Annotated in this window: 23 protein-coding genes; 10 read left to right on the top strand and 13 right to left on the bottom strand. The window is 70.1% G+C overall.

All coding sequences use genetic code 11. The features are described 5' to 3' along the window. Positions 1-366: 366 nt before the first annotated feature. Positions 367-861 carry an SRPBCC family protein gene (locus tag ACZ7OI_RS41630; protein ID WP_470269632.1) on the bottom strand — a complete coding sequence of 165 codons (495 nt, stop codon included), beginning with the start codon at positions 859-861 and terminating at the stop codon, positions 367-369. A 1,676-nt stretch (positions 862-2,537) separates the two neighbouring features. Between ACZ7OI_RS41630 and ACZ7OI_RS41625 the strand changes: the two genes are divergently transcribed. Continuing rightward, the gene (locus ACZ7OI_RS41625) at positions 2,538-3,836 is read left to right on the top strand and encodes a cysteine desulfurase (RefSeq protein WP_470269631.1); all 1,299 of its coding nucleotides are present in this window, start codon (positions 2,538-2,540) and stop codon (positions 3,834-3,836) included. Here ACZ7OI_RS41625 and ACZ7OI_RS41620 read toward each other — a convergent pair. Beyond that, on the bottom strand, positions 3,817-4,986 hold the full coding sequence (locus ACZ7OI_RS41620; RefSeq protein ID WP_470269630.1) for an AMP-binding protein: 1,170 nt from the start codon (positions 4,984-4,986) through the stop codon (positions 3,817-3,819). The genes ACZ7OI_RS41625 and ACZ7OI_RS41620 overlap by 20 nt on opposite strands. 206 nt (positions 4,987-5,192) lie before the next feature. Between ACZ7OI_RS41620 and ACZ7OI_RS41615 the strand changes: the two genes are divergently transcribed. After that, the gene (locus ACZ7OI_RS41615) at positions 5,193-5,411 is read left to right on the top strand and encodes a hypothetical protein (RefSeq protein ID WP_470269629.1); all 219 of its coding nucleotides are present in this window, start codon (positions 5,193-5,195) and stop codon (positions 5,409-5,411) included. Between the two features lie 779 nt (positions 5,412-6,190). Here ACZ7OI_RS41615 and ACZ7OI_RS41610 read toward each other — a convergent pair. Genes ACZ7OI_RS41610 through ACZ7OI_RS41580 form a run of 7 tightly spaced genes read right to left on the bottom strand, consistent with a single transcriptional unit; the run spans position 6,191 to position 14,082 of the window. Continuing rightward, on the bottom strand, positions 6,191-7,306 hold the full coding sequence (locus ACZ7OI_RS41610; RefSeq protein ID WP_470269628.1) for an ABC transporter substrate-binding protein: 1,116 nt from the start codon (positions 7,304-7,306) through the stop codon (positions 6,191-6,193). A gap of 52 nt (positions 7,307-7,358) precedes the next feature. Then, entirely contained in the window at positions 7,359-8,516 is a 1,158-nt protein-coding gene (locus ACZ7OI_RS41605) for an NAD(P)/FAD-dependent oxidoreductase (protein WP_470269627.1), read from the bottom strand. A 4-nt stretch (positions 8,517-8,520) separates the two neighbouring features. Beyond that, complete coding sequence (locus ACZ7OI_RS41600; protein ID WP_470269626.1) at positions 8,521-8,715, bottom strand: ferredoxin; 195 nt, start codon at positions 8,713-8,715, stop codon at positions 8,521-8,523. A gap of 33 nt (positions 8,716-8,748) precedes the next feature. Continuing rightward, positions 8,749-8,970: a biotin/lipoyl-binding carrier protein gene (locus ACZ7OI_RS41595; RefSeq protein WP_470269625.1), complete on the bottom strand. Its 222-nt coding sequence runs from the start codon at positions 8,968-8,970 to the stop codon at positions 8,749-8,751. Positions 8,971-8,975: 5 nt separating this feature from the next. After that, positions 8,976-10,349: an acetyl-CoA carboxylase biotin carboxylase subunit gene (locus ACZ7OI_RS41590; RefSeq protein ID WP_470269624.1), complete on the bottom strand. Its 1,374-nt coding sequence runs from the start codon at positions 10,347-10,349 to the stop codon at positions 8,976-8,978. A 9-nt stretch (positions 10,350-10,358) separates the two neighbouring features. Continuing rightward, the gene (locus ACZ7OI_RS41585) at positions 10,359-11,888 is read right to left on the bottom strand and encodes an acyl-CoA carboxylase subunit beta (RefSeq protein WP_470269623.1); all 1,530 of its coding nucleotides are present in this window, start codon (positions 11,886-11,888) and stop codon (positions 10,359-10,361) included. A gap of 19 nt (positions 11,889-11,907) precedes the next feature. Continuing rightward, the gene (locus tag ACZ7OI_RS41580; RefSeq protein WP_470269622.1) at positions 11,908-14,082 is read right to left on the bottom strand and encodes an acetate--CoA ligase family protein; all 2,175 of its coding nucleotides are present in this window, start codon (positions 14,080-14,082) and stop codon (positions 11,908-11,910) included. 267 nt (positions 14,083-14,349) lie between these two features. Between ACZ7OI_RS41580 and ACZ7OI_RS41575 the strand changes: the two genes are divergently transcribed. Then, the gene (locus ACZ7OI_RS41575) at positions 14,350-15,606 is read left to right on the top strand and encodes a cytochrome P450 (RefSeq protein ID WP_470269621.1); all 1,257 of its coding nucleotides are present in this window, start codon (positions 14,350-14,352) and stop codon (positions 15,604-15,606) included. A gap of 48 nt (positions 15,607-15,654) precedes the next feature. Here ACZ7OI_RS41575 and ACZ7OI_RS41570 read toward each other — a convergent pair whose 3' ends face one another. From ACZ7OI_RS41570 to ACZ7OI_RS41560, 3 genes are read right to left on the bottom strand one after another with little or no spacing between them, the layout of a single operon-like run. Beyond that, positions 15,655-16,341 (bottom strand): SDR family NAD(P)-dependent oxidoreductase, encoded by a 687-nt coding sequence (locus ACZ7OI_RS41570; protein ID WP_470269620.1) that lies wholly within the window; start codon positions 16,339-16,341, stop codon positions 15,655-15,657. After that, positions 16,338-17,177 carry an ABC transporter permease gene (locus ACZ7OI_RS41565; RefSeq protein WP_470269619.1) on the bottom strand — a complete coding sequence of 280 codons (840 nt, stop codon included), beginning with the start codon at positions 17,175-17,177 and terminating at the stop codon, positions 16,338-16,340. The genes ACZ7OI_RS41570 and ACZ7OI_RS41565 overlap by 4 nt, the downstream gene beginning before the upstream one ends. A 24-nt stretch (positions 17,178-17,201) precedes the next feature. Then, the gene (locus ACZ7OI_RS41560) at positions 17,202-18,032 is read right to left on the bottom strand and encodes an SDR family NAD(P)-dependent oxidoreductase (protein ID WP_470269618.1); all 831 of its coding nucleotides are present in this window, start codon (positions 18,030-18,032) and stop codon (positions 17,202-17,204) included. A gap of 166 nt (positions 18,033-18,198) precedes the next feature. On the opposite strand from ACZ7OI_RS41560, the gene ACZ7OI_RS41555 reads away from it, so the two are divergent. The 7 genes from ACZ7OI_RS41555 (at position 18,199) to ACZ7OI_RS41525 (ending at position 25,462) form a co-directional block, all read left to right on the top strand. Beyond that, a complete protein-coding gene (locus ACZ7OI_RS41555; protein ID WP_470269617.1) occupies positions 18,199-19,074 on the top strand; it encodes an ABC transporter ATP-binding protein in 876 nt (291 codons plus the stop codon). Then, positions 19,071-19,868, top strand: a complete 798-nt coding sequence (locus tag ACZ7OI_RS41550) for an alpha/beta fold hydrolase (protein WP_470269616.1) — start codon at positions 19,071-19,073, stop codon at positions 19,866-19,868. Before ACZ7OI_RS41555 ends, ACZ7OI_RS41550 begins: the two co-directional genes overlap by 4 nt. Next, positions 19,861-21,759 carry a flavin-containing monooxygenase gene (locus tag ACZ7OI_RS41545; RefSeq protein WP_470269615.1) on the top strand — a complete coding sequence of 633 codons (1,899 nt, stop codon included), beginning with the start codon at positions 19,861-19,863 and terminating at the stop codon, positions 21,757-21,759. Before ACZ7OI_RS41550 ends, ACZ7OI_RS41545 begins: the two co-directional genes overlap by 8 nt. A gap of 29 nt (positions 21,760-21,788) precedes the next feature. Further along, the gene (locus ACZ7OI_RS41540) at positions 21,789-22,616 is read left to right on the top strand and encodes an alpha/beta fold hydrolase (protein ID WP_470269614.1); all 828 of its coding nucleotides are present in this window, start codon (positions 21,789-21,791) and stop codon (positions 22,614-22,616) included. Positions 22,617-22,620: 4 nt separating this feature from the next. After that, a complete protein-coding gene (locus ACZ7OI_RS41535) occupies positions 22,621-23,433 on the top strand; it encodes an SDR family NAD(P)-dependent oxidoreductase (protein WP_470269613.1) in 813 nt (270 codons plus the stop codon). Between the two features lie 82 nt (positions 23,434-23,515). Then, entirely contained in the window at positions 23,516-24,439 is a 924-nt protein-coding gene (locus ACZ7OI_RS41530) for a LysR family transcriptional regulator (RefSeq protein WP_470269612.1), read from the top strand. A 48-nt stretch (positions 24,440-24,487) separates the two neighbouring features. After that, complete coding sequence (locus ACZ7OI_RS41525; protein WP_470269611.1) at positions 24,488-25,462, top strand: NADPH:quinone oxidoreductase family protein; 975 nt, start codon at positions 24,488-24,490, stop codon at positions 25,460-25,462. Positions 25,463-26,004: 542 nt separating this feature from the next. On the opposite strand, the gene ACZ7OI_RS41520 is transcribed toward ACZ7OI_RS41525, so the two are convergent. Further along, positions 26,005-26,199 (bottom strand): RGCVC family protein, encoded by a 195-nt coding sequence (locus tag ACZ7OI_RS41520; protein WP_470269610.1) that lies wholly within the window; start codon positions 26,197-26,199, stop codon positions 26,005-26,007. Positions 26,200-26,344 lie beyond the last annotated feature (145 nt).

Below are 26,344 nucleotides of genomic sequence, written 5' to 3'. Positions count from 1 at the left end.
AAGGGCGTCGTTGATCGCGGATGCCGCCGGTCTTCTCAAACGGGACCGGGACGAGTTCTTGGATGCTGTCGAGTTGCGTGCCGCGGTGGGTGGCTCATGCGGACTCCGCGGCGTAGGCGTATCCGCTAGGCCCGGGACGCTGGATATCGGTGTGGAGAGTGATCCGCTCGACGTGAATATGCCGGCGCAGCGGGCCAAAGCGGCCAGATTGACCAGACTTGTGCTGCGGGATGGGGATGGTGCGCAGGACTGCGCGATCTGCCTGGCGGACTTCCTGAGAGCCGCGGGACGGCTCGACGCGGTCGGCAGCCGTCGGTGCGGCATCTCACACTCTCGCGATCGAGGCCGGTATGGACGGTATCCGCTTCAATTCCCTGCGGCATCCCGTTGTGTCGCGGCGCGGAACCGGTCGAGATACAGCGGCCAGCCTGAACCGGAGCCGAGACCCACGAAGCTCTCCCAGCCTTCGCCGTGCCGGTCGAGGCGCCGGTGTTCGAGCGCGACCCGGGTGCGCTCGGAATCCTCGGCTGTGAACCGGATCTCCACCTCGCTGGTGCGACCGAGATCGGGCTCCAACTGCCAGCGCGGGCTGATGTCCCAGCTGATGACCAGCCGGTCCGGCGGCTCGTAGGCAAGTACCCGGGCCCAGGTGCACCGGCTGCCGTCGGTGCCGATGTCGTACACGGTGCCGCCGGCCTCGGGCTCCAGCACTGTCAGCTCGATCGGCACCGCGAGGAGGTTGTGCTCACGAGGCTTGACTTCGTCGAACCGGTCGGTGAACACACGGAAGGCACGCTCGAGGGGAACGTCGACGACGATGCCGACGTGCAGGGCGGTCGGGTCTTGGGGCGTGGTGCTCATCGAGTGGTGTCCTTCCGGATGGAGTCGAGTTCCCGGTGGATGGTTTGCTTTGAGGGCCCAGGGGAGGGGGCTGACCGGCGTTCCCTTGCCATCGCGGCCATGCGCCAGGTGGGACGTTGCCGTGCCAGTCCGCCGGGTGAGCGCGCACTCGCCGACAGCATGGTCGGCCGGCGGCGAACGTGCCTCGTCGGCGGCAATCGCCCCGGGGGCCGAGGTTGTAGTTGCACGTGACCTCCACATCCATCGCGAGTGCGTTGACAAGAGGATGACGAACGGACCAGCCGCAACTCGACAGAACATTCGGGGGATACTGCGCGCGGACCGACCGGGCGGCTGGTGCCGACGATCGTGGTCGGGGCATCGGGTTGCGCAAACTTCGCCGAAGGCCCCGCGATCAACAACTCCGCCGCAAACGGCGAACCCAGCCTCGCAGCGCCGCCGGCGATCGGCGTCGGGCTGCACAACGCCACCGAGTGGATCGGCATCGTCGCGCCACTGCTGCGTGGCGGGCTGCACCAGTTCCCTGCTCGGCGCGCTCGCGGGCGCCGTCACCTACGGCATCGGTCACCTCATCCGCGCGTCGGCAGGATGTCGCTGGTGCTGAACTGGATTGCCGGCTCCGCGCCGATGTTCGGACGCCGCGGACGTCCGCGGCCGAGTTTGGGCCGGCGACCGAGAAGCGGATCAGATACGCCACGACGACGAACTTCGTGAGGTGGCAGCAGGGCGCTGGGCAAGCTGGCAAGGTCAGCTGCTGTTCTGGGACCGGCTCCCATGCTGGTGGCTACGGCCGAGGACGCGGCGCCAGCGAGTGAATCTCGACGGAACCACGGCCTGCCGATCAACCGCCGCACCACGAGAGGGGAGATGTGATGCGCCGTAGTGTACTAATCGGCGCGGCCTTGCTCGGGTAGGTGAGGCGCAAACTATGCGGCGCTATGTCGGAGTGTTCGAAGAGGATTTCATCTTTTTGCGTCCAAGGGGTTCGTTGCCCGAAGGCGGGTCATGCCCTCGAAGGGATAACGCCGTCCACCTGCGGATGTCGAATGGTTGCAATTTGGCGAACGATTCGATAACGTAAATTCGAACGCGGATCCGCTTGGGCGTCCTGTGAGTCAGAACGTCGGAATGAGCATGCATTCCTGCGATACCCGTGCGGAGCGGGCATCGCAGGGCCGGTGGAAGCGTGCCGCTGTCCGGGGGTGTCCACGGTCTCGAACACGCATTGCGCTGCTGGTGCTGCAAGCATGCCGACGCGTTCCGGCAGCCCGCGTCGCGATCCAGGTCAATCTCCGGGTCAGTCGTCGCTGCCCGAAGTCGGGGAGGCAGGTGCGCTCGCCGTCGCTGTGCGTATTGCCGAAATGTCCGTTCATGCGGAGCGGTTCGCGACGGTGAATACAGCCCAGTGGCGGGGCGGGGGGAAGATCGTGACACCTCGTGTGCGGTGCCGCTCCGGCGGTCGGCTCGTGGGCTTTGTCCCTCCGTGGAAGAATGCGGAAAAAACCGGTTCCGCGAAGTGGTGCTGTCCTGTTCGATTCAGCCGACTTGAACCCGCCGTAAATTCACCATGCGCGCGTCAAAAAACGACTCGCCTGCACGTTACGCCGATTGGCCGCACCTGTGCGGATTTGCCCCCCGCTGGTGACTTGGACGCGGCCTGGTCCTATTCTTCTGGAATGGCCGAAGACACAGATCAGGCGGAGATGGGCGCGATGAGCGACGGATCGACCCGCACGCCCCTGGACGTCGCCGCGGTGCGCGCCGATTTCCCGATTCTGGACCGGCGGATGGCCGGGGACCAGCCGCTGATCTATCTCGACTCGGCGAACAGTTCCCAGAAACCCCGTCAGGTGATCGAGGCGATGGCGCGCCATTACGAATTGCACAACGCCAACGTCGCCAGGTCGGTGCACCAGCTGGGAACGGAGTCCACCGAGGCGTTCGAGGCGGCCCGGGACCGGATCGCGGCGTTCATCGGCGCGCCGGACCGCGACGAGGTCGTGTTCACCTCGAACTCGTCGGCGGCGTTGAACCTCGCCGCCAATGTCCTGGTCTGGGCCGAGCCTCCGCTGGGCCTGCGACCCGGCGGCGAGGTGGTGATCACCGAGATGGAGCACCACTCCAACATCGTGCCCTGGCAATTGGCGTGCGAGCGGTCCGGCGCGACGCTGCGCTGGTTCGGGGTGACCGACGAGGGCAGGCTCGACCTGTCGAACATCGACGAGCTGATCACCGAGCGGACCACCGTGGTGTCGCTGGTCTGGGTGTCCAACGTGCTGGGCACGGTCAATCCGGTCGCGGAGATCGCCCGCAAGGCGCACGAGGTCGGCGCCTTGGTGGTAGTGGACGCTTCGCAAGCGGTGCCCCAATTCCCGGTGGACATGGCCGCTCTTGGCGCGGACCTCGTCGCGTTCACCGGGCACAAGATGTGCGGCCCCACCGGAATCGGCGTGTTGTGGGGGCGCAAGGACCTGCTGGCGCAACTGCCCCCGTTCCTCGGCGGCGGCGAGATGATCGAAACCGTGCGGATGCAGGGCTCGACCTACGCCGCGCCGCCGCATCGCTTCGAGGCAGGCACCCCGCCGATCGCCCAGGCCATCGGACTCGGCGTCGCGGCGGACTACCTGTCCGCGCTGGGCATGGACCGCATCGCCGCGCACGAGCGGGCGATCACCGCCTACGCGCTCGACCGGCTCGCCGACGTTTCCGGACTCCGCGTCCTCGGCCCGACCGATCCGGTGGACCGCAGCGGCGCGCTCAGCTTCACCCTCGAGGGCGTGCACCCGCACGACGTCAGCCAGGTGCTCGATTCGCTGGGCATCGCGGTCCGCGCCGGACATCACTGCGCGAAGCCCGTGCACGACCGGTTCGGCGTCGCCTCCTCGACCCGGGCGTCGTTCTACCTCTACACCACCCGAGAGGAGATCGACGCGCTCGCCGACGGGCTGGAGAAGGTCAAGAAGTTCTTCCGCTGACCCGGCGGGGCGCGGCCAGCCCGGTCAGCGCGGCACGGTCCAGCTTGCCGGAACCGGTCAGCGGCAACGTGTCCACCACCTGGTAGCGGTCGGGCACCATGTACCGCGGCAGGCGCCCGGCCGCGTACTCGCGCAGCGCTCCGGCCGGCTTGTCCGGGGCGTCGCCGGCCAGTACGACGCAGGCCACCAGGAACTGCGCTCCGGCCGGAGTGGTGATCACCGTGACCGCCGCCTCCCGCACCAGATCGTGTCCGCGCAGCACGGCTTCCACCTCGCCCAGCTCGATCCGGAATCCGCGCAGCTTCACTTGCAGGTCGTCCCGGCCGAGGTATTCCAGCGATTCGTCCGGCAGGACGCGAACCAGGTCGCCGGTCCGGTAATACCGCACGCCGTCCACGTGCACGAACCGCTCGGCGGTCAGCTCCGGGCGGTCCAGGTAGCCTTCCGCGACTCCGTCTCCCGCGATCCACAGCTCGCCGGTCCGGCCGTTGGGCACCGTGCCGCGCTCGTCGCGCACGACCGCGCTGAGGTGGGGGAGCATGCGGCCGATCGGGGACCGCACCGGGCCGGCCAAATCGGCCTCGGTGAGCAGTTTGTGCGTGGCGTACACCGTGGTTTCGGTCGGCCCGTACATGTTCACTACCTGCGGCGGCGTGCCGGGCCAGCCGTCCAGGAACCGCGCGATCACGTCCAGTTCGACGCTCTCCCCGGCGAACACCAGATAGCGCAGGGCCAGCGGTGGCCGCTCCGCCGCGGCGTGTGCGAGCGCCACCGACCGGAACACCGACGGCACCTGGCCGAGCACGGTGACGCGCCGCGCCACCAATTCCGTGACCAGTTCCGCTGGATTCCGGGCCACCTGCTGCGGCACGACGACGGCGGTGGCTCCGGTCGCCAGGCAAGCCCACAGTTCCCACACCGACACGTCGAAGCTGAACGAAGCGAAAAGCGCCCATCGGTCCGAAGCGGACACTTCGAACAAGGGCAGCGGACGGGTGTGTGAAAGGGCGTCGTTGGTAGCGGACGCCGCTGGCCTGCTGAGGCGGGACCGAGATGAGTTCTTGGATGCAGTGGCCCTGCGCGCCGTGGTGAGTGGGCCATACCGGCTCCGGCGAGTGGCGGTGCGTACTCCGCCGGGGAAGCTGGACATTGACCTCGAGACGGATCCGCTCGACGTGGACGTTGCGGCGCAACGAGCCCAGGTTGTCCGGTTGGCGAGACTTGTGTTGCGGGACGGGATGGTGCGACGTACTGCCTAGGAAGCAGACCTTGATCTCCGAACGGTGTCGTTGGAGGGGCGTCCGTGGGGTGGAATGCGCCCCGGGGGTGGTTCGGGCGACATCTACATCGGGAAAAATGGCCTTTGAGCTGCGGGCTTCTGCGGTGGTGGGGATTGTGAGCTGCCGCCGATCGCGTCGGGGTGAGTCAGCAGGACGGCGACGATGCTGGAGCGCCGCGCGCCTCATCGCCACCGCGCTCGATCACGGGAAGTTCGTCGAGGTCAAGAGCAACGGGGAGCTGTGGACGTGGCGGATGGGCAACGTCTCGGACGGCGAATACGCGAAAGGCGCGTGAACGATGGGCGGTTGGCGCAATGTCCGGCTGTTTGCACCGGCGGTGGCGCTGCTCGGGCGGCGGCGCGGCGAGGCGGCGGGGCTGCGCTCTCGACCTCGACCCCGGAGTGGGTGCAGGTGTCGCACCAGGGCCAAGACCGCGGTGGCCGCACGGTGGTGTGTCCGCCGAAGGCCGAGGCAAGCGTGCGCACGGTTGCGTTGGACCATGGCCTTGCGGCGGCGTCGCGGGTGCTTCGATCGCAGCGACGGCAAGGTGATGACGAGCCGGTCGGGTTCCTGTTCACCAGCCGGGACGGCGGGCCCTTGAGTCCGGGATATGCAAACGAACGCCGCTAAGTAGTGTCGTGCTGGCGACGCAGGTGATTCGTCCACGCCGTTGGCGAATTGCCGACAGGCCTCGAGGCGAGGTAGGCCGGGGCGTGCCGGACCACGAGCCTTCAGCACGCGGTCTGGTGGGAGAACAGATGCGCCGCTGCTGGTGTGGAGGGATGTCCTGGCGCAGGGCAGGCAGCGAGGCGTGCGGGGGTTCCCGATTCGTGCGCCGAAGGTTTCTCGGACGGGAAGCCAAGGACGCACCACCAGGGCCTTGAATCCCGAACCCGCTGGTTAAGAGTCGACTGCTCGACCTGTCGGCTGCTGTCGTCGAGTGGTGGAGGTTTCGGGCTCCTCTTGCCAGCTATCGGCCTTCGTCAAGGCCGCCTCGGGTGTGCACCTGATGTCGCGGCCGGACGTGGTGAAGGTCGCGCACCTCGCCTCTGCGCTGCAGAGCGGCGCGACACGCTATGCGCGCGCGAAGTCCGCTACCAGCGTTTCGTAGGTGACTTGACCGGCGGACACCGTGCCGGTCTGGACAGCGACCTTGATCATCAGGTCGATCGCTTCTTTCGTCACCTTCCACTGCGGCTGCAGCTTCGGCACGAGGACGTCGGCGAAGTGCTGGATGTACTGCTTCGAGACAGCCAATCCCTGTCCGTCGAAGCTGTCGGTGTTGAGGAGTTCGGCCGCCTGGTCCCGGTTGGCCAGGATCCAGTCCTTGGCCGCCCATTGCGCCGCCAGCCAGGCCTGGCACGCGTCCGCGTTGGACTTCGCGTAGTCCTCGCGGGCGATGAGCACGTCGACCTGCTGCTTGCTCAGCAGGTCCGGCACCCCGGCGGCGGCGAAGTCGATCAGGACCCGGCCGCCGGTCTGCGCGGCCATCAGGCGTGCGGTCGCGAAGGTGATGCCGACGTACGCGTCGATCTTCCCGGCGTTCATCTGCGCGATCGCGGGCGTTGTCTGGCCGACCGCGAGCGGGGTGACGTCGCCGGCGGAGAGGCCGGCCTGGCGCAGCGCGAGCCGGAGCTGCTTGTCCGCGCCCGCGCCGATCGCGGTGACGCCGATCGTTTTTCCTTTGAGCGCCGCCATTTTGTCCGCGAAGCTCGCGGAGGCGGACGGCCAGGCTCCCTTGCCGACGACGATCGAATAGGTCGTCTCGGGGATGCGCATGCCGATGATGACCGGACGTTCTCCCGGACGCGAGTTGGCGAAGGTCGCCATGGTGAGCAGCGTGTCCTGCATCTGCCCGTCGATCTGCCCGGCCGTCTGCAGTTGCATGCCTTGCACGCCGCTGGACGGGTGCAGGAATTTCGGCACCTGGAGGTTGTATTTGCCGAACTGCTTCTGGTCGAGGTTGACCGCGTCGATGAAGTAGTTGTCGCCGGGGGCGGTGGCGACGCGGAACGGGGTGGGCCGCTTGGCCGCGCCCTTGGCGTCGCCGGTGGTGGCGGACGAGGGACCGTCGCCGCAGGCGGTGAGCAGGCCGCCGGCGCCTGCGGCCAGCAGGGAAGCCCCGGCCATGCGAAGGACGGTGCGACGGTTGGTGCGGTTCTCGGCGACGGCCGATTCGAAGAAACGCATGGCGGGTTTTCCTTTCTCTGGCAACACCCTGGGGGAGGGGCGGCGCGGGGGTTCAGGAGGAGGCCAGCTCGCGGCGCATGGCGAGGTGTTCGCGGGGCATTCCGACGGTCACGCCGCCGACGAACCGGTCGCCGAGGAAGGAGCGGACGGCGAACGCCCCCTCCGACGGTCCGGCGGCGATCTCGGTGCGGTCGTGCTCGGCGCGGGGTGTGCCGGCCATCTGCACTTTCACCCCGGCCTGGTCGGTCCAGAACCACGGCACCGGGCGGTACGGGGCGTCGCGGCCGGTGAGGCGCCTGGCGATGTGCAGTGCCGAGTCCATGGCGTGCTGCACGGAGGTGAGCCGGACCGGGCGGCCGTCCAGCGGGAACCGGACGCAGTCGCCGAGGGCGCTGATGTGCGGGTCGGAGGTGCGGAGCCGGGTGTCGGCGACGATGCCGTCCTGCACCGCGAGTCCGGCGCGGGCGGCGAGTTCGGTGCACGGGGCGGAGCCGATGCCGACCACCACGACGTCCGCGGCGATCTCGGATCCGTCGTCGGTGGTCACCGAGGCCAGCCGGTCGCCGTCGATCGTGAAGGCGACTACGGACCGGCCCAGGCGGAATCGGACGCCGCGGGCTCGGTGCCGTTCCAGCAGGAAATCGCCGACCTGGGGCGGCACCGCGTGCGTGAGGATCGACGGCAGCTGCTCCACGACGGTGACCGCGCAGCCCAGTTCGGCGGCGGCCGTGGCGATCTCCAGGCCGATGAAACCGCCGCCTGCCACCAGCATCGAGCGGCCTTCGCGCAGCAGCTCGCCCAGTGCCAGTGCCGAATCCCGGTCGTGCAGGTGGAAGACGTTGCGCAGCTGCGCAACGTCGGCGATCCGGCGCGGGCGGGATCCGGTGGCGAGCACGAGGTGGTCGTACCGCAGCGTGTCGCCGGAACGCAGCGCGAGTGTCCGGTTCGGACGGCCCACAGTGGTCACCGGGTCGCCGAGGACGAGCTGGACGCCGAGAGCGGAATAGTGCGCGGCGTCGTGGAACTCGATGTGCGCCGGGTCCGGGTCTCGCAGGAACGTCTTCGACAGCGGCGGCCGCTGGTAGGGCAGCGAGGGTTCGGCGCTGACGAGGGTCAGGTCGCCGTCGTAGCCGAGCCGGCGCAGGGAGGCGGCCGCGTGCACGCCGCCCTGCCCGGCTCCGACGAGCACGACGCGGCGGATCGGGGGCACGACGTCAGCGCCCGACGATCTCGATCGCCGCGGTGGGACAGGAGAACACTGCCTCCTCGACGTCCCCGGCCGCGTCTTCTCCGGCCTCCTCGGCCAGCAGGACCACGATCCCGTCGTCGTCCTGGTCGAAGAACTCGGGTGCGGCCAGCACGCACTGCCCGGAGCCACAGCATTTGCCCGCGTCCACGGTGAGCTTCATCGCCCGCCCTTTCCTGTGCTGGTGGGGGTTTCCTTACGGTTCTTCGATGTCCACGAGCGGGTCGCCCGCCTGCACCGTCGCGCCCTCCGCGACGTGCACCGCGGTCACCGCCCCGGCGTATTCGGCCAGCACCGGGATTTCCATCTTCATCGATTCGAGCACCACCACCGTGGTGTCGGGCTCGACCGCGTCCCCGGCGGCGACCAGGACCTTCCAGACGCTGGCGCCCATGTCGGCGTTGATCGTTTCGCTCACTGCGTTTACCTCCGTGTCGACGCCGCGGGACGGCTGGTGACGGCCGCGACGATGCCGGTGTCGTATCCGCCCGCGATGAATTCCGGCCGGTCGGCCAGGTCGCGCAGGAACGGCAGGTTGGTGCGCAGCGGCCCGACGGCGAATCCGTCGAGCGCTTCCCGCGCGCGTTCGAGCGCTGCCTCGCGGTCCTCGCCGAACACGCAGATCTTCGCGATCAGCGAGTCGAAATGCGGTGTGATCGCCAGGCCGGCCCGGTAGCCGGAATCGACGCGGATGCCGTCGCCGCGAGGTTCCTCCCATTCGTCGATCGGGCCGGGGCTCGGGAAGAACCGGACCGGATCCTCGGCGCAGAGCCGGAATTCGATCGCGTGCCCGTGCTGCCGCGGCGCGAACCCGGGGGTGACGGACCCGGTCGCGGCGATGCTCAGCTGCTGCTCGACGAGGTCGACGCCGTGGATCAGTTCGGTCACCGGGTGCTCGACCTGGATCCGGGTGTTCATTTCCAGGAAAACGAACTCCTGGGTCCGGGCGTCGACCAGGAACTCCACCGTGCCCGCGTTGCGATAGCCGACCGCGCGGGCCGCGTTGACCGCCGCGTCGTGCAGGCGTTGCCGTACAGCGGGATCGAGGCCGAGCGCGGGTGCTTCCTCGACGAGTTTCTGGTTGCGGCGCTGCACCGAACAGTCTCGCTCGCCCAGCGTCAGGATCGTGCCGCCGGCGAGGCCGAGCACCTGGACCTCGATGTGCCGGGCCGATTCGACGAACCGTTCGAGGAACACCCGGTCGGACCCGAAGCTGCGGGCCGCGATCGCTTGCGTGCGCTCGAATTCCTTGCGCACGGCGTCGGCGTCGCGCGCGATCGTCATGCCGATCCCGCCTCCGCCGCCCGAAGCCTTGATCATGACCGGATAGCCGATCCGCTCGGCCTCGCGAACCGCTTCGTCCACATCGGACAAGACGGAGCCCGCTCCGCCGCTGACCGGGACCCCGGCGGCGGCGACGCGGTTGCGGGCTTCGACCTTGTCGCCCATCGCGGTGATGGCCTCGGGGGAAGGGCCGACCCAGGTCAGGCCTGCCGCTTCGACGGCGCGGGCGAAGTCGGCGTTCTCGGCGAGGAATCCGTAACCGGGGTGGACCGCGTCGGCGTCGGTTTCCGTTGCGGCACGGACGATCTGGTCGATGTCGAGGTAGGCCGCGACGGGCGGGTCGCCGGTGATCTCGCGGGCGAGATCGGCTTCGGCGACGCAGGGGAGCCCGGCGTCGACCTGGTGGTGGACGGCGACGGTTTCGACGCCGAGCCGCCGGGCGGTGGCGATGATCCGGCGGGCGATTTCGCCGCGGTTGGCGACGAGGAGCCGCCGGGGGAAGGGCTGGTTCATCCGATCCGCCTAGAAGCTCGTGGGCCAGGTGCTGAGGTGGTGTTCGCCGACGCCGCCGGTGCGGGCCAGCGCGTTGTCCTCGAGCGCGCCGAGGATGAACTCGCGGGTGTCGGCCGGATCGATGACGTCCTGCACGCCGTACACGCGGGCGACGTCGTAGCCGGTCGATTCCTTGGCCATTTCGGCCAGCCGCCGCTCGTAGAGTTCCGGGTCGGCCGCCTGGTCGATCCCGTGCACCACGCCGACCGCCGACCGCGGATCCATGAAGCTGACCTCGGCGGTCCACCACGCGGCCATGGCGTCGGTTGTCCAGGCGCCGCCCATGTTCACGTAACCCTGCCCGTAGTTCTTGCGCAGCATCACCGTCACCTTCGGCACGGTGGCCAGCGACAGGGCGTTCATCCAGTTGATGACCTTGCCGACGATGCCGCTGCGTTCTCCGTCCAGCCCGATGAGGAAGCCGGGCTGGTCGACCATGAACACCAGCGGGATGTTGTAGGAATCGCAGAGCACGATGAAGCTCGTCGCCTTGGCGCACGCGGCGGCGTCGATCGCGCCGCCCTTGAACATCGGGTTGTTGGCGATGATCCCGACCGGCTGGCCGTTGATCCGGCACAGCGAGGTGACCAGCGATTTCCCGTAGCGTTCCTTGATCGGGAACACGCTGCCGAGGTCCGCGACCACCTCGACGACCTTGCGCACGTCGTAGACCTTCGTGCGCTCCGGCGGGACGATGTCGTGCAGCTGGGCTCCGCGTCCGGCCGAACCCGCGGGCACCGGTGCGGTCGGCGGGGCTTCGCCGTTGTGCGCGGGCAGGTAACTCAGGAACCGACGCAGCAGGTCGATCGCTTCCTCGTCGGTGTCGGCGACCGCGTCGGCGAACCCGGTGACCTCCGAGTGCAGTTTCCAGCCGCCGAGATCCTGGCCGTCCACCTGCTGGCCGGTCGCGCGGCTCACGAGCTGCGGGCTCGACACCGCCATCACCGCGCCCTTGCGCAGCACCGCGAAATCCGAACTCACCGTGTGCCAGGCGGCGGAGCCGAAGGAATACCCGAAGGCGGCCGACACCCAGGGGTTGGTGCGGCGGCGGAGAAACCGGGTGCGGTCGTTGGCGTTGCCGAGCCCGGTGCCGCCCATGACGTCCGGCATCCGCACGCCGGTGGACTCGGCGAGGTAGACCAGCGGGATCCCGGTCCGCGCGGTGAGATCCTTGAGGTGGCCCATTTTCTTGTTGCTGACCGCGCCGGAGGACGCGCCCTTCACGGTGAAGTCGTAGGCGATGACGCCGGCCCGGCGGCCGTCGACGCGGCCGGTCCCGGTGACCTTGCCGTCGGCGGGAGTCGAGTGCTGGTCGGCATCGACGTTCGAGGTCGCGAACAAACCCGTCTCGCGGAAGGAGTCCTCGTCGAAGAGCCGGGAGACCCGTTCGCGGGCGTTGAGTTCGCCCCGTTCGGCGCGGGCGGCAAGCTTGCGTTCCCCGCCCATCCCGAGGGCGTGCGCGCGCCGCTCTTTGTGGCGGAGTTCGTGGTCGATGGTCATGGCTGGCCCTTCCGGTCGTTCACGCGGTGGCGACAGGCGCGGCCCGTCGTTGCTGGAAGTCGAGCAGCGAGCGCGCGACCCGGCCCGCCTCGTCGACCGTGCCGAACACGGGCAGGCCGAGCCGGTGCGCCTGGCGGGTGTAGCCGGCGATCGCGTCGGCCATGTCCGCGCGGCCGTCGCCCTTGAGCACGAGGAACTGCTGGGTGCCGGCGCCGGTGCGCGCGCCGGCGATGCTGCGGATGATCGTTCCGGTGACGTCGCCGTGGCTGTGCGCGAGATTCCGCTGGATGATGCCGACGTTGAGATGCGTGATGAGAACGGCGGGCGGCGCCGATTCCAGGACCAGGGACAGCAGGTCCCCGGCGATCTCGCCGCCGCCCACCGCGAGCGTGCCCGCCGGGGTGTCGATCGGGTTGGCCAGCCCGTTGCCGGGCGGCAGGCCGAGCGCTTCGATCCGCGCGACGGTGCGGTCCGGCAAGGGCGGAACGGAGAATCCGTAGCGGGCCAGCGCGTCCGTCGCCAGCACGCTCGCCCCGCCGCCGTTGCCGAACAGGACCGCGTCGCGGGTCGCCGGCGGCGGCCCGTCCAGCCGGACGGTGTCGAAAGCCAGCAGTACGTCGAGGAATTCCTCGAGCGAGTCGGCCAGTGCGATCCCAGCCTGACGGCACAGCGCGGGCCAGAGCCGGTGGTTTCCGGTGAGCGCGCCGGTGTGGCTGGTCGCCGCGCGCGAGCCGGCTGCGGTGCGGCCTCCGGCGAGCAGCACGATCGGCTTGCCGATTCCGCGCCGCACCAGCAGATCCAGGACTTCCCGGCCCGCCGCGAGCGATTCCAAATACAGGCCGACGACGTCGACGTCCGGCTCGTCCAGCAGGTGCTCGAGCAGTTCCGCGGCGTCCACATCGGACGAATTGCCGATGCTGGTCACGCTGTGGAAGGCGAGGTCGCGCGCCGCGCCGAGACGGAGGATGTCGACGCTCAGCCCGCCGCTTTGCGACACCACCGCGATTCCGCCGGGGCACAGCGGCGGTTCCGGGATGAAGCTGATCCGCGCGGCGGAGCTGTGCATGCCGAGACAGTTCGGGCCGAGCAGCCGGGTGCCCTGCGCGGCCATCCGGGCGACGAGGTCGCGTTCGAGCTCGACGCCGTCGGGGACCTCGCCGAACCCGCTGCTGACGACCTGCGCGAACGCGAGGGCGCCGGGTTCGGCGGCGAGCGCGTCGGGGACGATCTTCGCCGGGAGCGCCACGAAGGCGTAGTCGACCGTCTGGCCGGTTTCCCGAAGCGACGGATACGCGGGCAGGCCCTCGATCTCGGCGGCGGACGGGTGGATCGGGAGCACGGTGCCGTCGAAGCCGGAACGCCGCAGGCCGGTGAGGTACCGGTTGGCGAGATTCGAGCCCGTCGCGCTCGCGCCCAGCACGGCGATCGTGCGCGGACGGAACAGCCGTCCGAAGTCGGTGCGCGCCTCGCGAGCAGAGGCGGCCGGCTCCTCGTCCACTGTGGACAGGACCAGCCGGGCATCGACGGCGACTGCTTGCTCAGCGGTCACGATGACCGGGTTGAGATCGACCTCGACGACCTCCGGCGGCAGCGAGGCGAGCAAACCGTTCTCGCCGCCGACGCGCAGGACCAGCGTGACGAGCGCGTCGATGTCGGCGGAGGTTCCGCCGCGAGCCCCACGCAACAACGCCGCGCCTTTCAGTTCGGACAGCATCGCCCGGACGTCCGCTGCGCTCAGCGGGGCGATGCCGAAAGCGACGTCGGCGAAGACCTCGACGAAAATGCCGCCGAGACCGAGCATCACCGCCCAGCCGACCCCGGGCGTCCGCACCGCGCCGACGATGACCTCGTGGCCAGGCGCGGCTTTCTCCTCGACCAGGAACCGGTCGATCCGGTGGCCGTGGGCGCCCAGCGCCGCCGTCATCGCGGCGGCGTCGGCGGCCAGGCCGCCGCGGGTGACGCCGACCCGGACCCCGCCCGCGTCGGACTTGTGCACCAGCGTCGGGGAGACCGCCTTCAGGACCAGATCGCCCTCCAGCCCCTGCGCGGCGATCAACGGGTCCGCGTGCGCGCCGCCCCGCGGCACGGCGATTCCGGCGCTGCGCAGCAGGTCCTTGGCCTCGGGCTCCGGGACGACCGGAGCGCCGGCGGCGGTCAGCCCGGCGATCGCGGTCCGGGTCGCGTTCTCGGTCAAGCGTCTTCCCTTCGTCTGTGCCCGGCGGCCGGGTCGGGAGCACGGCTCGTGGTCCGGCGAGTGTGGCCGGTCGCGGCAGGTCCCGGGAATGCCGCGAACCGTGGACCGGTGATGGCGGATCGCTATCGCGCCTGCCCGAGGTGCGATAGCCGGTCCCGATCAGTGCGCCAGCACGCGAAGCCTTTCGCGGGCGGGCACCGCGACGGATGATGGCCGGAACCGCGCGCGCCGTCGCCGAGTCCTGCACCGAAGCAGCAAGGAGATCCCGTGGAAGAGCGCACTTCCGTCGAATCCGATGCCCGTCCGGAGGAGGGCTGCCCGCACCTGCGGGAGCTGTCATTGGATCCGGCGCCGGAGCGGCCGCTGGACGATCCGCCGTACTTCGGCGACCTCCGGTCGGGCTGCCCGGTCAGCGAGGTCGACCTCGGCGGCGGGAAGACGTCCTGGCTCGCCACGAAGTTCGACGACGTGAAGGCGATCCTGTCCGACACCCGGTTCAGCGCCAACCCGCACACCCCGGGCTTCCCGGTGCGCGGACTGCCCGGGTCGGACCATCCGCTGGTGGCAGACAGCATGATCCGGCAGGACCCGCCGCTGCACACCACGCTGCGCCGGTGCGTGGTCAAGTACTTCACGCCGCGCGCGGTCGAGAGCTACCGCCCGCAGGTCGAGGGCATCGTCGACAGCCATCTCGACGCGCTCGCCGCGCGGCCCGGCCCGGCGGACCTGGTGTCCCAGTTCGCCCTGTCCATCCCGACCACGGTGATCACCCGGATGCTGGGCATCCCGATCGAGGACGCCCCGCGATTCTTCGACCTCACCGAACGGCAGACGACGCTCTCGCTGTCCAAAGAGGAGATGTACCGGACAGTAGAGGAGTTCCGCGCGCTCGGGCTCGAATACGCGGCGCTGAAGGAGGCGAACCCGGCCGACGACCTGCTCAGCCACATCATCCGCGAGCAGTACGAGGCGGGCGGGATCACCCGCGACCAGCTCGCCGCGCTGATCACGATCCTGATCATCGGCGGACACGACACGACCGCCGGGATGATCGGGCTGTCGATCTTCACCCTGCTCCGCCGCCCGGACCAGCTGGCGCTGCTGAGGTCCGGGGAACGCGAGTGGGACGTCGCGATCGAGGAGCTGCTGCGCGTGCACTCGGTGGCCAGGATGGGCCCGCGCCGCGCCGCCACCGAGGACATCACGATCGGCGAGCACACCTTCCGCAAGGGCGAGGGCGTCGTCGCGTCGATCTGGTCGGCGAACCACGACGAGAGCAAATACGCGCGCACGACGTGGGAGGACTTCGAGATCCCGGTCGAACGGCCGCAGCACCTGGCGTTCAGCTTCGGCCCGCACCAGTGCGTCGGGCAGAATCTCGCCCGGATGGAGCTGCGCGTGGTGCTGCCGCGGATCTTCGCGCGGTTCCCGGAGATGAAGCTGGTCGACCCCGAGGTCACGCATCTGTCCTATCGGGACGACCGGGCGTTCTTCAGCCTGAAGGAACTGAACGTGACGCTGTGAACACGGAAAGCCCGCTCCCTTGATCGGGGAGCGGGCTTTCTTGTGGTTTCAGTGCTTGTACGCGCCGCCGTCGACCACGATGGTCTGGCCGGTCATGAAGGCGGCCCCGTCGGACAGGAGAAACCGCACCGGCTCGACGTAATCGTCCACAGTGGACGCACGCCGGATCGCCCTGGCGGCGATAGCGGCCGGTTCGGCGGGCAGGAGGTCTTCGGACAACGCGGTGGCGACCAGTCCGGGTGCGATGACGTTCACGGTGATGCCGCGCTCGCCGAGTTCGGCGGCCATTGACCGGGCGAAGCCGATCACTCCGGCCTTGGCCGCCGCGTAAGCCGCCACGCCGGCCGGTCCCTTGAACGCGGTGCCCGAGGAGAAGAGCACGATCCGCCCGCCGTCGGCGATCGACCGGGCGCTGGCCTGCACGGCCGCGAGCGTGCCGTGCAGATTGACTTCCAGCACCCGGGCCCAGTCGCGGGCGGGCATGTCCAGGAACGGGCCGGTCCGGCAGATTCCGGCGCAGTGCACGAGACCGGCCAGCGGTGCGCCGAGATCCGCGATCGCCGCCGAAAGCCCGTCCTGGTCGGTGACGTCGGCGGCGACGTAGCGCACGCCCGGCACCGGCGCGGCGGGTTCGGCCGGGTCGAGCACGACGACCGGCCGGTCCGCCGCGAGCGACGAGACCAGCCGGGCGCCGATCCCTGCGGACCCTCCGGTGACCAGCAGCGGCGCGGTCACCGGGACCGGCTCGCGACCAGGTGTTCCAGGCCCTTGATCGCGTAGTCGAGCACCATCGACATGACTCCCATGAACAGGAGCACGGCGAACGATTCGGCGACCTTGAAGTTGCCGGTGAGCACGACCAGCCGCTGGCCGAGGCCGTAGTACGCGCCGACCATTTCGGACAGGACCGCGCCGAGCACCGCGTACACCGCGCCGAGCCGCAGCGCGCCCACGATGCTCGGCAGCGCGGACGGCAGTTCGATCTTCAGGAACCGCTGGACCGGCGACATGGACAGGGACCGGGTCAGTTGCAGCACGTCGTGGTCGATCCCGCGCAGCGCGGCGAGCGTCGACGTGAGCAGGACGAAGTACACGACGCTGCCGGCGACGAGCGCTTTCGGCCCGAAGCCGAGGCCGAACCACAGGATGAAGATCGGCGCGAGCGCGGGGCGGGGCAGGCTGTTGGCGAGCGTCAGGAACGGCGTCGCCGCGCGTTCGAGGACTTCGGAGCGCGAGAACACGACCCCGGTCACGATGCCGAGCAGCCCTCCCGCCGCGAGCCCGACCAGCGCGCCGCTGAACGTCGCGGACACGTCGGTCCAGAACGCTCCCTCGCCGAGCTGGGCTACGAGTCCCTTCGCGACCTCGTCGGGCGAGGACACGAAGAGCGGGTTGACGAGGCCCTTGTGCGCGGCGAAGTACCAGCCGCCGATCACCGCGGCCGCGACGACGATCCGGATCGTCCACACCTGCAGCCGGACTCGCGAGCGGCGTTTGCGCCGTTCGGAGAACACGGCGTGTTCCATGGCCGTGAGGTCCGCGGTTTCGTCCGCGACCATCGATCGGGTCATTGTTCCTCCCGGGTTCGGGCGGCGCTACTCCGCCGCCGGAGCGCGCACCAGGTCGATGTCGGCGGGGGTGGCGGTGTGCGGCCCGCCGTTGACGGTCACGGTCTGGCCGGTCAGATACGCCGCGCCGGCCGAGCACAGGAAAAGGCACACCGACGCGATGTCCTCGGGGCGGCCGAGCCGGTTCATCGCGACGAACCGGGCGACCCTGGCCTCGACGTCTCCGGCCGCGAACCGCGACGCGGCGGTGACCACCGCACCGGGTTCGAGACAGTTGACGCGGACGTTCGCGTCCGCCCATTCCCACGCCATCGTGCGGGTGAGCGACGCGAGACCGGCTTTCGCCGCCGCGTAGGGGCCGCGCAGCGGATGCGCGTGTCCGGCGGAGGCCGAGCCGATGTTGACCACCGCGCCGCCGCCTTGGCGCCGGAACGCCGGCAGGCACGCCTTCGCGAGGTGGAACGCTCCGCTGAGGTTCGCTTCGAGCATCGCGTTCCACGCGTTGACCGACAGTTCTTCGAGCCGGGCGCCGAAGTTGCCGCCCGCGTTGTTGACCAGAAGGTCCACCCGGCCGAAGCGTTCTTCGGCCGCGGCGGCGATCTCGGCGGCCGTGTGCGGGTCGCGGATGTTGCCGATGACGGCGACCGCGTCCCGGCCCTGCGCGCGGACCCTCGCCACGACGTCGTCGAGCACGTCGGCGCGCCGCCCGTGCACCACCAGGTTCGCGCCCGCCTCGGCGAACCGGTCGACGACCGCGCCGCCGATCCCGCCGGTCGCTCCGGTGACGACCGCGACCCGGCCGTCAAAGTCGAACTGCACGCCGCCGAACGGCGAAACCTCTTGCTGGGCCGGTGTCATCGCACTCCTCCGAAGGTCCGGTTCGGACTCAGGCTCGCCACCGGGCTCCGCTGTGGCAACGGTTCGCGGGCTATCGGCGCGATAGCCCGCGGCGGCGCTGGTTCGTATTGACACCCGCGGCCGGAAACGCGGAGCATCACGGTTCTCTCGACCAAGCGGAGTTGCAATGAGGCAGACCAGCATGGTGCGTCCGGGGCCGGAATCCACGCAGCACAAGGACGAGCGCCCGGGCCAGGCAGGCGCGCCGATCAGTTTCGGCCACGTCAGCCACAACTTCATCCACGGCAAGCGAGCGGTGCTCGTCCTGGAGGACTTCGACCTGGACATCGCGGCGTCGGAGTTCGTGAGCATCGTCGGCCCGTCCGGATGCGGCAAGACCACGGCGTTGTCCATGGCGGGCGGGCTGGAACGGCCGCGCGCCGGGAGCGTCCTGCTCGACGGCGAACCGGTCGACGGGACGTCGGACGACGTGGCGTTCATGTTCGCCCGCGACGCGCTGCTGCCGTGGCGGCGGGTGCGGCGCAATGTCGAACTGGGCATGGAAGTCCGGCGCGTCCCGGCCGCGCAACGGCGGCAGCGGGCGGACGAATGGCTGCGCCGCGTCCGGCTGGAGGAATTCGCCGAGTCGGACGTCCTGCATCTGTCGCAGGGCATGCGGCAACGGGTCGCGATCGCGCGCACCCTCGTGCAGAGCCCGCGCGCGGTGCTGATGGACGAGCCGTTCGCCGCGCTGGACGCGCAGACCCGGGCGAACCAGCAGCAGGAGTTCGTCCGGCTCTGGGAGGCCGAACGGCCCACCGTCGTGTTCGTGACGCACGACCTGGAGGAAGCGATCCTGCTCAGCGACCGGGTCGTGCTGATGGCCGCCCGGCCCGGCCGGATCGTGGCCGACCTCCGGATCGACCTGCCGCGGCCGCGCACGCAGGAGATGCGCACGTCCTCGCCGGAATTCGCGCGATACCTGGAAACCCTGTCCGCGCAGCTGCGCGACGAGGTCGCGGCCGCCGAGGAACGCCGTCAGGCGGAGGAGGATCGCGCATGACCGAACGGATCGAGGCCGCGGACGGCACCGGGCTGTCCTTCCGGAGCGCGGGCCACGGCTCGCGCCCGGTGGTTCTGGTGCATTCGCTCGCGCTCGACGGTTCGTGGTTCGCGCCGTTCGCCGCCGAACTGGGCGACACTTTCCGTTGTGTGCTCCCGGATCTTCGCGGGCACGGCGCCAGCGGCGGCGACCCGGACGCGATTTCCCTTGCCGCGCTGGCCGACGATCTCGCCCTTCTCGCCGGGTGCCTGCGCATCGACCGTTTCGCCGCGGTCGGGATCTCCCTCGGCGGGATGGTCGTGCAGGCTTTGGCGCACCGGCATCCGGATCTGGTCGACGCTGCCGTGCTCATCGCGACCACCGGCGGCTACGACGACGCTGCCCGAGCCGGTGCGCGCACCAGGGCGGAGGCGGCCCGCGCGCCGGGCGGGCTGGCCGCGCTCGCCGACGCGACCATGACCCGCTGGTTCGGCGACCAGCCGAACCCGCTGCGCGCCCAGGCCCGCGAGCAGTTCCTGAGCGGCGCCCCCGCCGTCCACGCCGCTTACCTCGAAGCCATGACCGGAGTCGGCGGCTTTTCCGTGCCGCCGTCGGTGCCGACCCTGGTTGTCGGCGGCGAGGACGACGTCAGCACGCCGCGCCCGGTGCTCGAGAACCTGCACGCGTCGATCCCGCACTCTCGGCTGCGCTTCGTGCCGGGCGGGCACCTCGCGGCGTTCACCCACCCCGTGCCCGCGGCCGCGCTGGTGAAGGAATTCCTGGCCGATACCCCGAAGGGTGCCCGAGTTGCCTGAATCCAAGCTGTCTCCGGAGGCGGTGCGCGACCGCCTGCGGGCCGCGGAGACCCCCGCGTTGCTGATGCTCGTCGCGCACCTGACCGACGACCCGGCCGTGCTGCGCCCGCGGTGGCGGCCGAACCCGGACCTGCTGCCCGCTGCCGGCCTCGACTCCGAGACCGACGCCGAGGCGCGGGAGTTCTGCTTCGCGGCGCTGGAGCCGTACGCGGCGGACGTCGCTGCCTGGCCGTCCGAGCCGTCCGCCGCGGTCCTGGAAGCGATCACCGCGTGGGCGCTCGACCGTTCTGCCGGCGAGGACGCCGATTTGGTGCGCGTCGCGTTCGTCCCGCCGGGAACCGACCCGCGCGCTCCGAAGTGGACGAAGGCCGACCTCGACCCCGCGCGGCCGATGCGGGCGGCGATCGTCGGGGCCGGGCTGTCCGGCCTGATGGCCGGGCTGCGGATGAAACAGGCCGGAGTGGACTTCACGATCTTCGAGAAGAACGCGGACGTCGGCGGGACCTGGTACGAGAACAGCTACCCCGACTGCCGGATCGACGTGCACAGCCACATCTACACGTATTCGTTCTTCCCGCACGACTGGCCGTCTTACTTCTGCCGCCAAGACGTCATTCATTCCTACCTCCGCGGATTCGCGGAGGAGAACGGGCTGCTGGAGCACATCCGCTTCGGCACCGAGGTCGCGTCGGCGGCCTGGGACGACGAACGCCAGCACTGGGCCGTCGCGACCGCCGGTCCGGAAGAGCGCGAGGGGACCGAGGAGTTCTCCGTCCTCGTGTCCGCGGTCGGCCAGCTGAACCGGCCGATGATCCCGCGCATCGACGGCCTGGACTCCTTCGACGGCCCGGTGTTCCACACCGCGCAGTGGGACCACAGCGTCGGCCTCGCCGGGAAACGCGTGGCGATCATCGGCACCGGCGCGACCGGCGTCCAGGTGGCCCCGGCGATCGCCAGGGAAGCGGAGTCGCTGACGGTCTTCCAGCGCAGCGCGCCGTATCTGCAGCCGACCCCGGAACTGCGCCGGGAAATCCCCGAAACCGAACGGGCGCTGCTGCGCGATCTTCCGTTGTACCGCGCCTATTACCGGTTCTCGATCTTCCTTCCGCGCGCCATCGGACGGCTGGCCGCGGCGACCGTCGACCCGGCCTATCCGCCCACCGAGCGGGCGGTATCCGCGGCCAACGAACAGCTGCGCCAGCTGCTCACCGGCTACCTGCTGAACCAGGTCGCGGACCGGCCGGACCTCGCCGCGAAGATCGTCCCGGACTACCCGCCGGGCGCGAAGCGGATCATCCGGGACGACGGGACCTGGATCGCCACGCTCAAACAGGACCACGTCGAACTCGTCACCGAACGCATCGCGCGCGTGGACGGCAGCGGCATCCACACCGAGGACGGCCACTACGTGCCGGTGGACGTCATCGTCTTCGGGACCGGCTTCAACGGCTCGGATTTCCTGATGCCGATGAGGGTCACCGGCAGGGGCGGGGTCGACCTGCACGAGTCGTGGGGCGTCGACGCGTGCGCGTACCTGGGATTGACCGTTCCGGATTTCCCGAACCTGTTCTGCCTCTACGGTCCCAACACGAATCTGTTGCTGCACGGCAATCTCGTGCTGTTCATGGAATGCCAGTCGGTGTATCTGCTCAGCGCCCTCGAACAGCTGCTGTCCACCGGAAAGTCCTCGCTTTCGCTGCGGCACGACGTTTTCGACAAGTACCGCGACGAGGTCACCGAGGCGAGCGCACTGCGCGTGTGGGGCTGGTCGAAGACGCACAGCTGGTACCAGAACGCGGAAGGCCGCTCGACCATCATGTGGCCGCTGTCCGCGCACCGCTACATCAGCGCCACCCAGGCCGTCGATCCCGAGCAGTACGAGTTCCGGTGACCGGCCCCGTCCCGAGGAGAGTCCACGCCGTGATCGCTGAACACACTACGGTCGTCAATGACCTCGAAACCCGTTATCTGACAGGGGGAGAGAACCACGAGTCCACTGTGGTCTTCCTCCACGACGGAGCCTGGGGCGCGTCCGCTGACGTCGCTTGGGGCGCGCTGGCCCCGCTCGCGGCCCGCACGCACCGGGTCGTCGCACCGGATCTGCTCGGTTTCGGCGGTTCGGCCAAAGCCGTCCGGCTGGACCAGTCGCCGTTCGGGTTCCGGCTGCGCCACGTCTACGCGCTGCTCGGCCGGCTCGGCATCGCTGGCCCGGTCCATCTGGTCGGCAACTCGTTCGGCGGTTCGATCGCGTTGCGCGGCTTGCTGGATCCGGGCCTGCGCGACCGGATCGCTTCGGTGACCTCGATCAGCGGTACCGGCGGCCCGTGGCGCAGCGCCGCGAGCGCCGAACTCGCCGGCTACGACGGCACGCGCGAGGACATGACCCGGCTGGTGCGGCTGCTCTGCGACGACTACCCGGGGATCGAGGACCACATCGACGCGCGGATGCGGTGGGCGGCGACGCCCGGCCACTACGCCGGGATGCTCGCGCCGCACGCGACGCCGCCGGAGCCGCTGCGCTTCGCCCGGCCCGCCGATCCGTACCCGGCCCCGTTCGCCGACGTCACGACCCCGGTCCTGCTGTTCGACTGCGCGGGCGATCCGCTGGTCGAACGGGGCTGGGCGAAGCACCTGGCGGATCTCACCGCGGCGGTGACCGTCGCGCCGGTGCCGTACCGGCACGCGCCGAACATCAGCCACCCCGAGCAGACTTGGCGTGTCATCGCCGATTTCGTGAACGGAGTCTGACACTATGTTCGACGATCCCCACGCCGCCGTCGCCGCCCCGGACGTCCCGCACGACCGGCTGTTCCGCCTCGACGGCAAGCGCTTCGCCGTCTTGGGCGGTGCGGCGGGCATCGGCGAGCACGTGGCCCGTACCCTCGGCTCGCTCGGCGCGGACCTGCTCCTGGTCGACGTGGACCGGGAAGCGCTGGAGAAGCTGGCCGCCGAACTCGGCGCGGACCGGTTCGCCGCCGATATGTCCACTGAGGACGGTGCGCGGGCGCTGGCCGGACACGCCGAGGGAAGGCCGTTGCACGGGTTCGTGGACGTCATCGGCCAGATGACGCGGAAACCGTTGCCGGACTTCACGCTCGCCGAGTGGGAAAAGGACTTCCGGGTCAACCTGACGCACGCCTTCCTCGCCGCGCAGCACCTGGTTCCGCTGCTGGCCCGGCCGGATTCGGCGATCGTGTACGTCTCCAGCATCAACGGCAGCCGTGCCGGGAGCTACGCCGCCGGGTACGGCCCGGCGAAGGCCGCGCTCGAAGGCTGGGTGCGGCAGCTGGCCGACGAGTACGGACCGGCGGGGATCCGGGTCAACGCCGTCGCGCCCGGGCTGTTCCTGTCGCCGAGGTTCCTCGCCGGCGAGCACGCCCGGACGATGACCGAGCAGTTCAGCGGCAAGACGATGCTGCGGCGGCTGGGCCAGCCCTACGAGGTCGCCGCGGCCATCGCGTTCCTGCTGACCCCGGCCTCGGGCTACGTCACCGGCGCGACGCTCGCGCTCGACGGCGGGGCACGCGCGGTCGACGCGACCGGGCTCGACGCCCTCGAGCGCTGAGCGTCGCGGAGCGCCCGGCCATACGATGGCCCGGAGGCCGGCGGCAGCGGCGCCGCGGACCCGGCGTGAGTAGGGGCCGAGCGTGAGATTCGAGCAGTTGCGCTACCTCGAGGCGGCACTGCGCACCGGATCCTTCCGGCAGGCGGCGCACGAACTGGGAGTGTCCCAGCCGACGATCACCAACCAGGTGCAGCGGCTCGAGGAAGACCTCGGCGTCGTGCTCGTCATGCGCGGCGCGCACGGCGTCCGGCCGACCGACGCGGCGGATCGGATCCTGCCGCACGTGAAGTCCGCGATCCGGTCCGAGGATCTGCTCCGGCAGGAGGCCAGCGCGATCGACGGCCTGAAGATCGGCACGGTGAGCATGGGCACCGTCGCGATCGGCAGCATGCGCGTGCTGCCGCACCTGGTGCGAGAAATGCACGAAGGACACCCGAACATCCGGTTCGAGGTGACCGAGGGCGGCACCTACTTCGTGCGCGACGGCGTGCTGGACGGGACGTTCGACCTCGGCCTGATCACTCGCGTCCCGCTGCCCGGCGAACCGCCCGACGACGAGCGGCTGCACTACGTCGACCTGATGACCGGCAGGCTGGTGCTGTGCGTGCCGGACAGCCACCCGGTGGCCCGAGCCGAGACGTTCGACGTCGAGGACCTCTCCGGCGAGCCACTGATCTTCTTCCGCGAGGGCAGCATCCTTCGTCGCGCGTTCGAGGAGCTGACCAGCGGAATCGACGCGCGCATCGTGTACACCACCGACGGCGCCGAGACCGCTCAGCGGATGGTGCGGGCCGGGGTGGGGATCGCCATCGCGAACACCCTCGCGCCGTCGACGACGAGCGGGAACGGCGTCACGCTCATCCCGATCAACAAACCGTGGGCGCAGACGACGCTGTCGGCGATCGTCCGGACCGGCGAACTGCGCGGCCGCATCGTGGAGACGCTGCTGCGGCAGATCCGTTCGTCCAAGGGCACGGCCGCGCCTGATCGGCTGCCGGGGCGATAGCCGCCGGCTTCTTCTCCGCACCGTCTTTCGCTCACTACAGTCCGCGGCATGAAAGCACTGCACATCAAGGACTTCGGCGGTCCGTCGACCGTCGCCCTCGTCGACGTCGAGCCTCCTGTCCGCGAAGGCGACGAGGTGCTCGTCGATGTCCACGCCGCCGGCGTCGCCTTCCCCGAAGTCCTGCAGACGCGCGGGCAGTACCAGGTGCGCCCGGAGCTTCCGTTCGTCCCGGGCGCCGAAGTGGCCGGGATCGTCGCGGATGCGCCCGCGGGATCCGCCGTGCGCGTCGGCGACCGGGTCGCCGCGCTCCCCTTCCTCGGCGGGTTCGCGGAGCAGGCGGCGTGTCCGCTGGACGCGACGTTCCCGATCCCGGACTCGGTGTCCTTCGAACAGGCCGCGGCGGTCCCGTTCAACTACCTGACGGCCCACTTCGCGCTGTGCCGGCGCGGCCGGATGGCTGTGGGGGAGACGGTGCTGGTGCACGGCGCCGCGGGCGGCGTGGGCACGGCGGTGATCCAGGTGGCGAAGGCGTTCGGCGCGGGCATGGTGCTCGGCGTGGTGTCGACGCCGGAGAAGGGCGACATCGCGGTCGCCGCCGGAGCGGACGCCTATGTCCTGGCGGCCGGCTTCAAGGAGGCGGTGAAGGAAGCGACGGCCGGCCGCGGCGTCGATCTCGTCGCGGACGTGGTCGGCGGCGGCCGGTTCACCGACTCGCTGCGCTGCCTCGCCGCGGACGGCCGGATGCTGGTCATCGGCTTCACGGCCGGTTCCATCCCCGAGGTGAAGGTCAACCGGCTGCTGCTGAACAACTTGGACGTGGTGGGCGTCGGATGGGGCGCGTACGCGAAAGCTCGTCCGGGCTATCTCCGCGGCCAATGGGCGGAACTGCTGCCGAAGCTGGAGGCAGGCGCGATCGTGCCTCAGATCGGCGGGACGTACGCGTTGAGCGATGTCCGGACCGCGCTGGCGGCCATCGACAACAGGAGCGCCGTGGGCAAGCTGGTTGTGCGGCTGCGGGACTGATCCGCCGGCTACTGGACAGTCCGGCGTCGGCCGCGTTGTCCGGCAACGCATTCAGCATGTTCGCGCGCGACGGCCGGACGTGTGCCGGAGGCTGCCTCCCGGATTGCGCGTTCGCTCAATCGGTCCTGGCTCGGTTGTGGCGGCTGGGCCGGTGATCAGGGCGCTGAACTCCGCGACGGGTTCTCGCTCCGCGGCCACCAGCCGCCGTCGGAGCATCGTTTTCCGCGCCCGGCGGCTTCACCCGGAGCCCGCGGTCCACGGCCGGGGAGGCCAGCACGGTGCCCGCGGTGCCGACAGCGCGGCAGCCGGGGCGAATTTCACGGCCAGGGTTCCTTTCCTGCCAGCGTTTTCGGGAATCTGCGGGTGGAGCCGGGCGCGGTGCCGGGCGGCGGGCCGACAGCGCGGCCCGGGGCGGCGGAAAAGCATCGCGGGTGAAGCGGTGGCGTGCCGGGGTTTTCGCCGCGCCGTTCCGGGAATGGGGTCCATGGTGCGCGGCGACTCGACCCGCAAGTCATATCCGGCCGCGAAAGCGCATCCGGGGGTCAGGATTCCTCCTTCGCCGGTTCGCCGGGCCCGCCGACGCAGACGCATCCGCGGGTGAATCCGCCCGCCACGGTGGCCGTGCAGTACCGGCGTGCGATCACGTCGTGCGAATCCGGCGAATGCGGGCACGCCCCGCACGAAACTCCCGCCGTGCCGCCGCTCTCCAAGCCGACGTCACCCGATTGTGTGCCCATTGCTGTCATCTCGGCTTCTTCCGTTGTCGATCGCGGACCAAGCGCGCGGCACACCCGGCGGAGCGGTAAATCCCGGAAATCGCCCCTATTTCCGGCGTCGCGTTTCGCATTCGCCACCAAGGCCGAAGTCCCGATATCCGGCTCG

This window comes from Amycolatopsis sp. NPDC114503, from assembly GCF_055633655.1.
This window is presented reverse-complemented; position numbering and strand designations above follow the sequence as displayed.

Excerpts from the sequence above, each read along its gene's own strand:
- ACZ7OI_RS41590 (WP_470269624.1), bottom strand. The coding sequence starts at position 10,349 with ATGAACCAGCCCTTCCCCCGGCGGCTCCTCGTCGCCAACCGCGGCGAA.
- ACZ7OI_RS41625 (WP_470269631.1), top strand. The coding sequence starts at position 2,538 with ATGGCCGAAGACACAGATCAGGCGGAGATGGGCGCGATGAGCGACGGA.
- ACZ7OI_RS41610 (WP_470269628.1), bottom strand. The coding sequence starts at position 7,306 with ATGCGTTTCTTCGAATCGGCCGTCGCCGAGAACCGCACCAACCGTCGC.
- ACZ7OI_RS41565 (WP_470269619.1), bottom strand. The coding sequence starts at position 17,177 with ATGACCCGATCGATGGTCGCGGACGAAACCGCGGACCTCACGGCCATG.
- ACZ7OI_RS41615 (WP_470269629.1), top strand. The coding sequence starts at position 5,193 with ATGGCCTTTGAGCTGCGGGCTTCTGCGGTGGTGGGGATTGTGAGCTGC.
- ACZ7OI_RS41620 (WP_470269630.1), bottom strand. The coding sequence starts at position 4,986 with ATGTCCAGCTTCCCCGGCGGAGTACGCACCGCCACTCGCCGGAGCCGG.
- ACZ7OI_RS41550 (WP_470269616.1), top strand. The coding sequence starts at position 19,071 with ATGACCGAACGGATCGAGGCCGCGGACGGCACCGGGCTGTCCTTCCGG.
- ACZ7OI_RS41600 (WP_470269626.1), bottom strand. The coding sequence starts at position 8,715 with ATGAAGCTCACCGTGGACGCGGGCAAATGCTGTGGCTCCGGGCAGTGC.
- ACZ7OI_RS41585 (WP_470269623.1), bottom strand. The coding sequence starts at position 11,888 with ATGACCATCGACCACGAACTCCGCCACAAAGAGCGGCGCGCGCACGCC.
- ACZ7OI_RS41630 (WP_470269632.1), bottom strand. The coding sequence starts at position 861 with ATGAGCACCACGCCCCAAGACCCGACCGCCCTGCACGTCGGCATCGTC.
- ACZ7OI_RS41520 (WP_470269610.1), bottom strand. The coding sequence starts at position 26,199 with ATGGGCACACAATCGGGTGACGTCGGCTTGGAGAGCGGCGGCACGGCG.
- ACZ7OI_RS41555 (WP_470269617.1), top strand. The coding sequence starts at position 18,199 with ATGAGGCAGACCAGCATGGTGCGTCCGGGGCCGGAATCCACGCAGCAC.
- ACZ7OI_RS41535 (WP_470269613.1), top strand. The coding sequence starts at position 22,621 with ATGTTCGACGATCCCCACGCCGCCGTCGCCGCCCCGGACGTCCCGCAC.
- ACZ7OI_RS41525 (WP_470269611.1), top strand. The coding sequence starts at position 24,488 with ATGAAAGCACTGCACATCAAGGACTTCGGCGGTCCGTCGACCGTCGCC.
- ACZ7OI_RS41560 (WP_470269618.1), bottom strand. The coding sequence starts at position 18,032 with ATGACACCGGCCCAGCAAGAGGTTTCGCCGTTCGGCGGCGTGCAGTTC.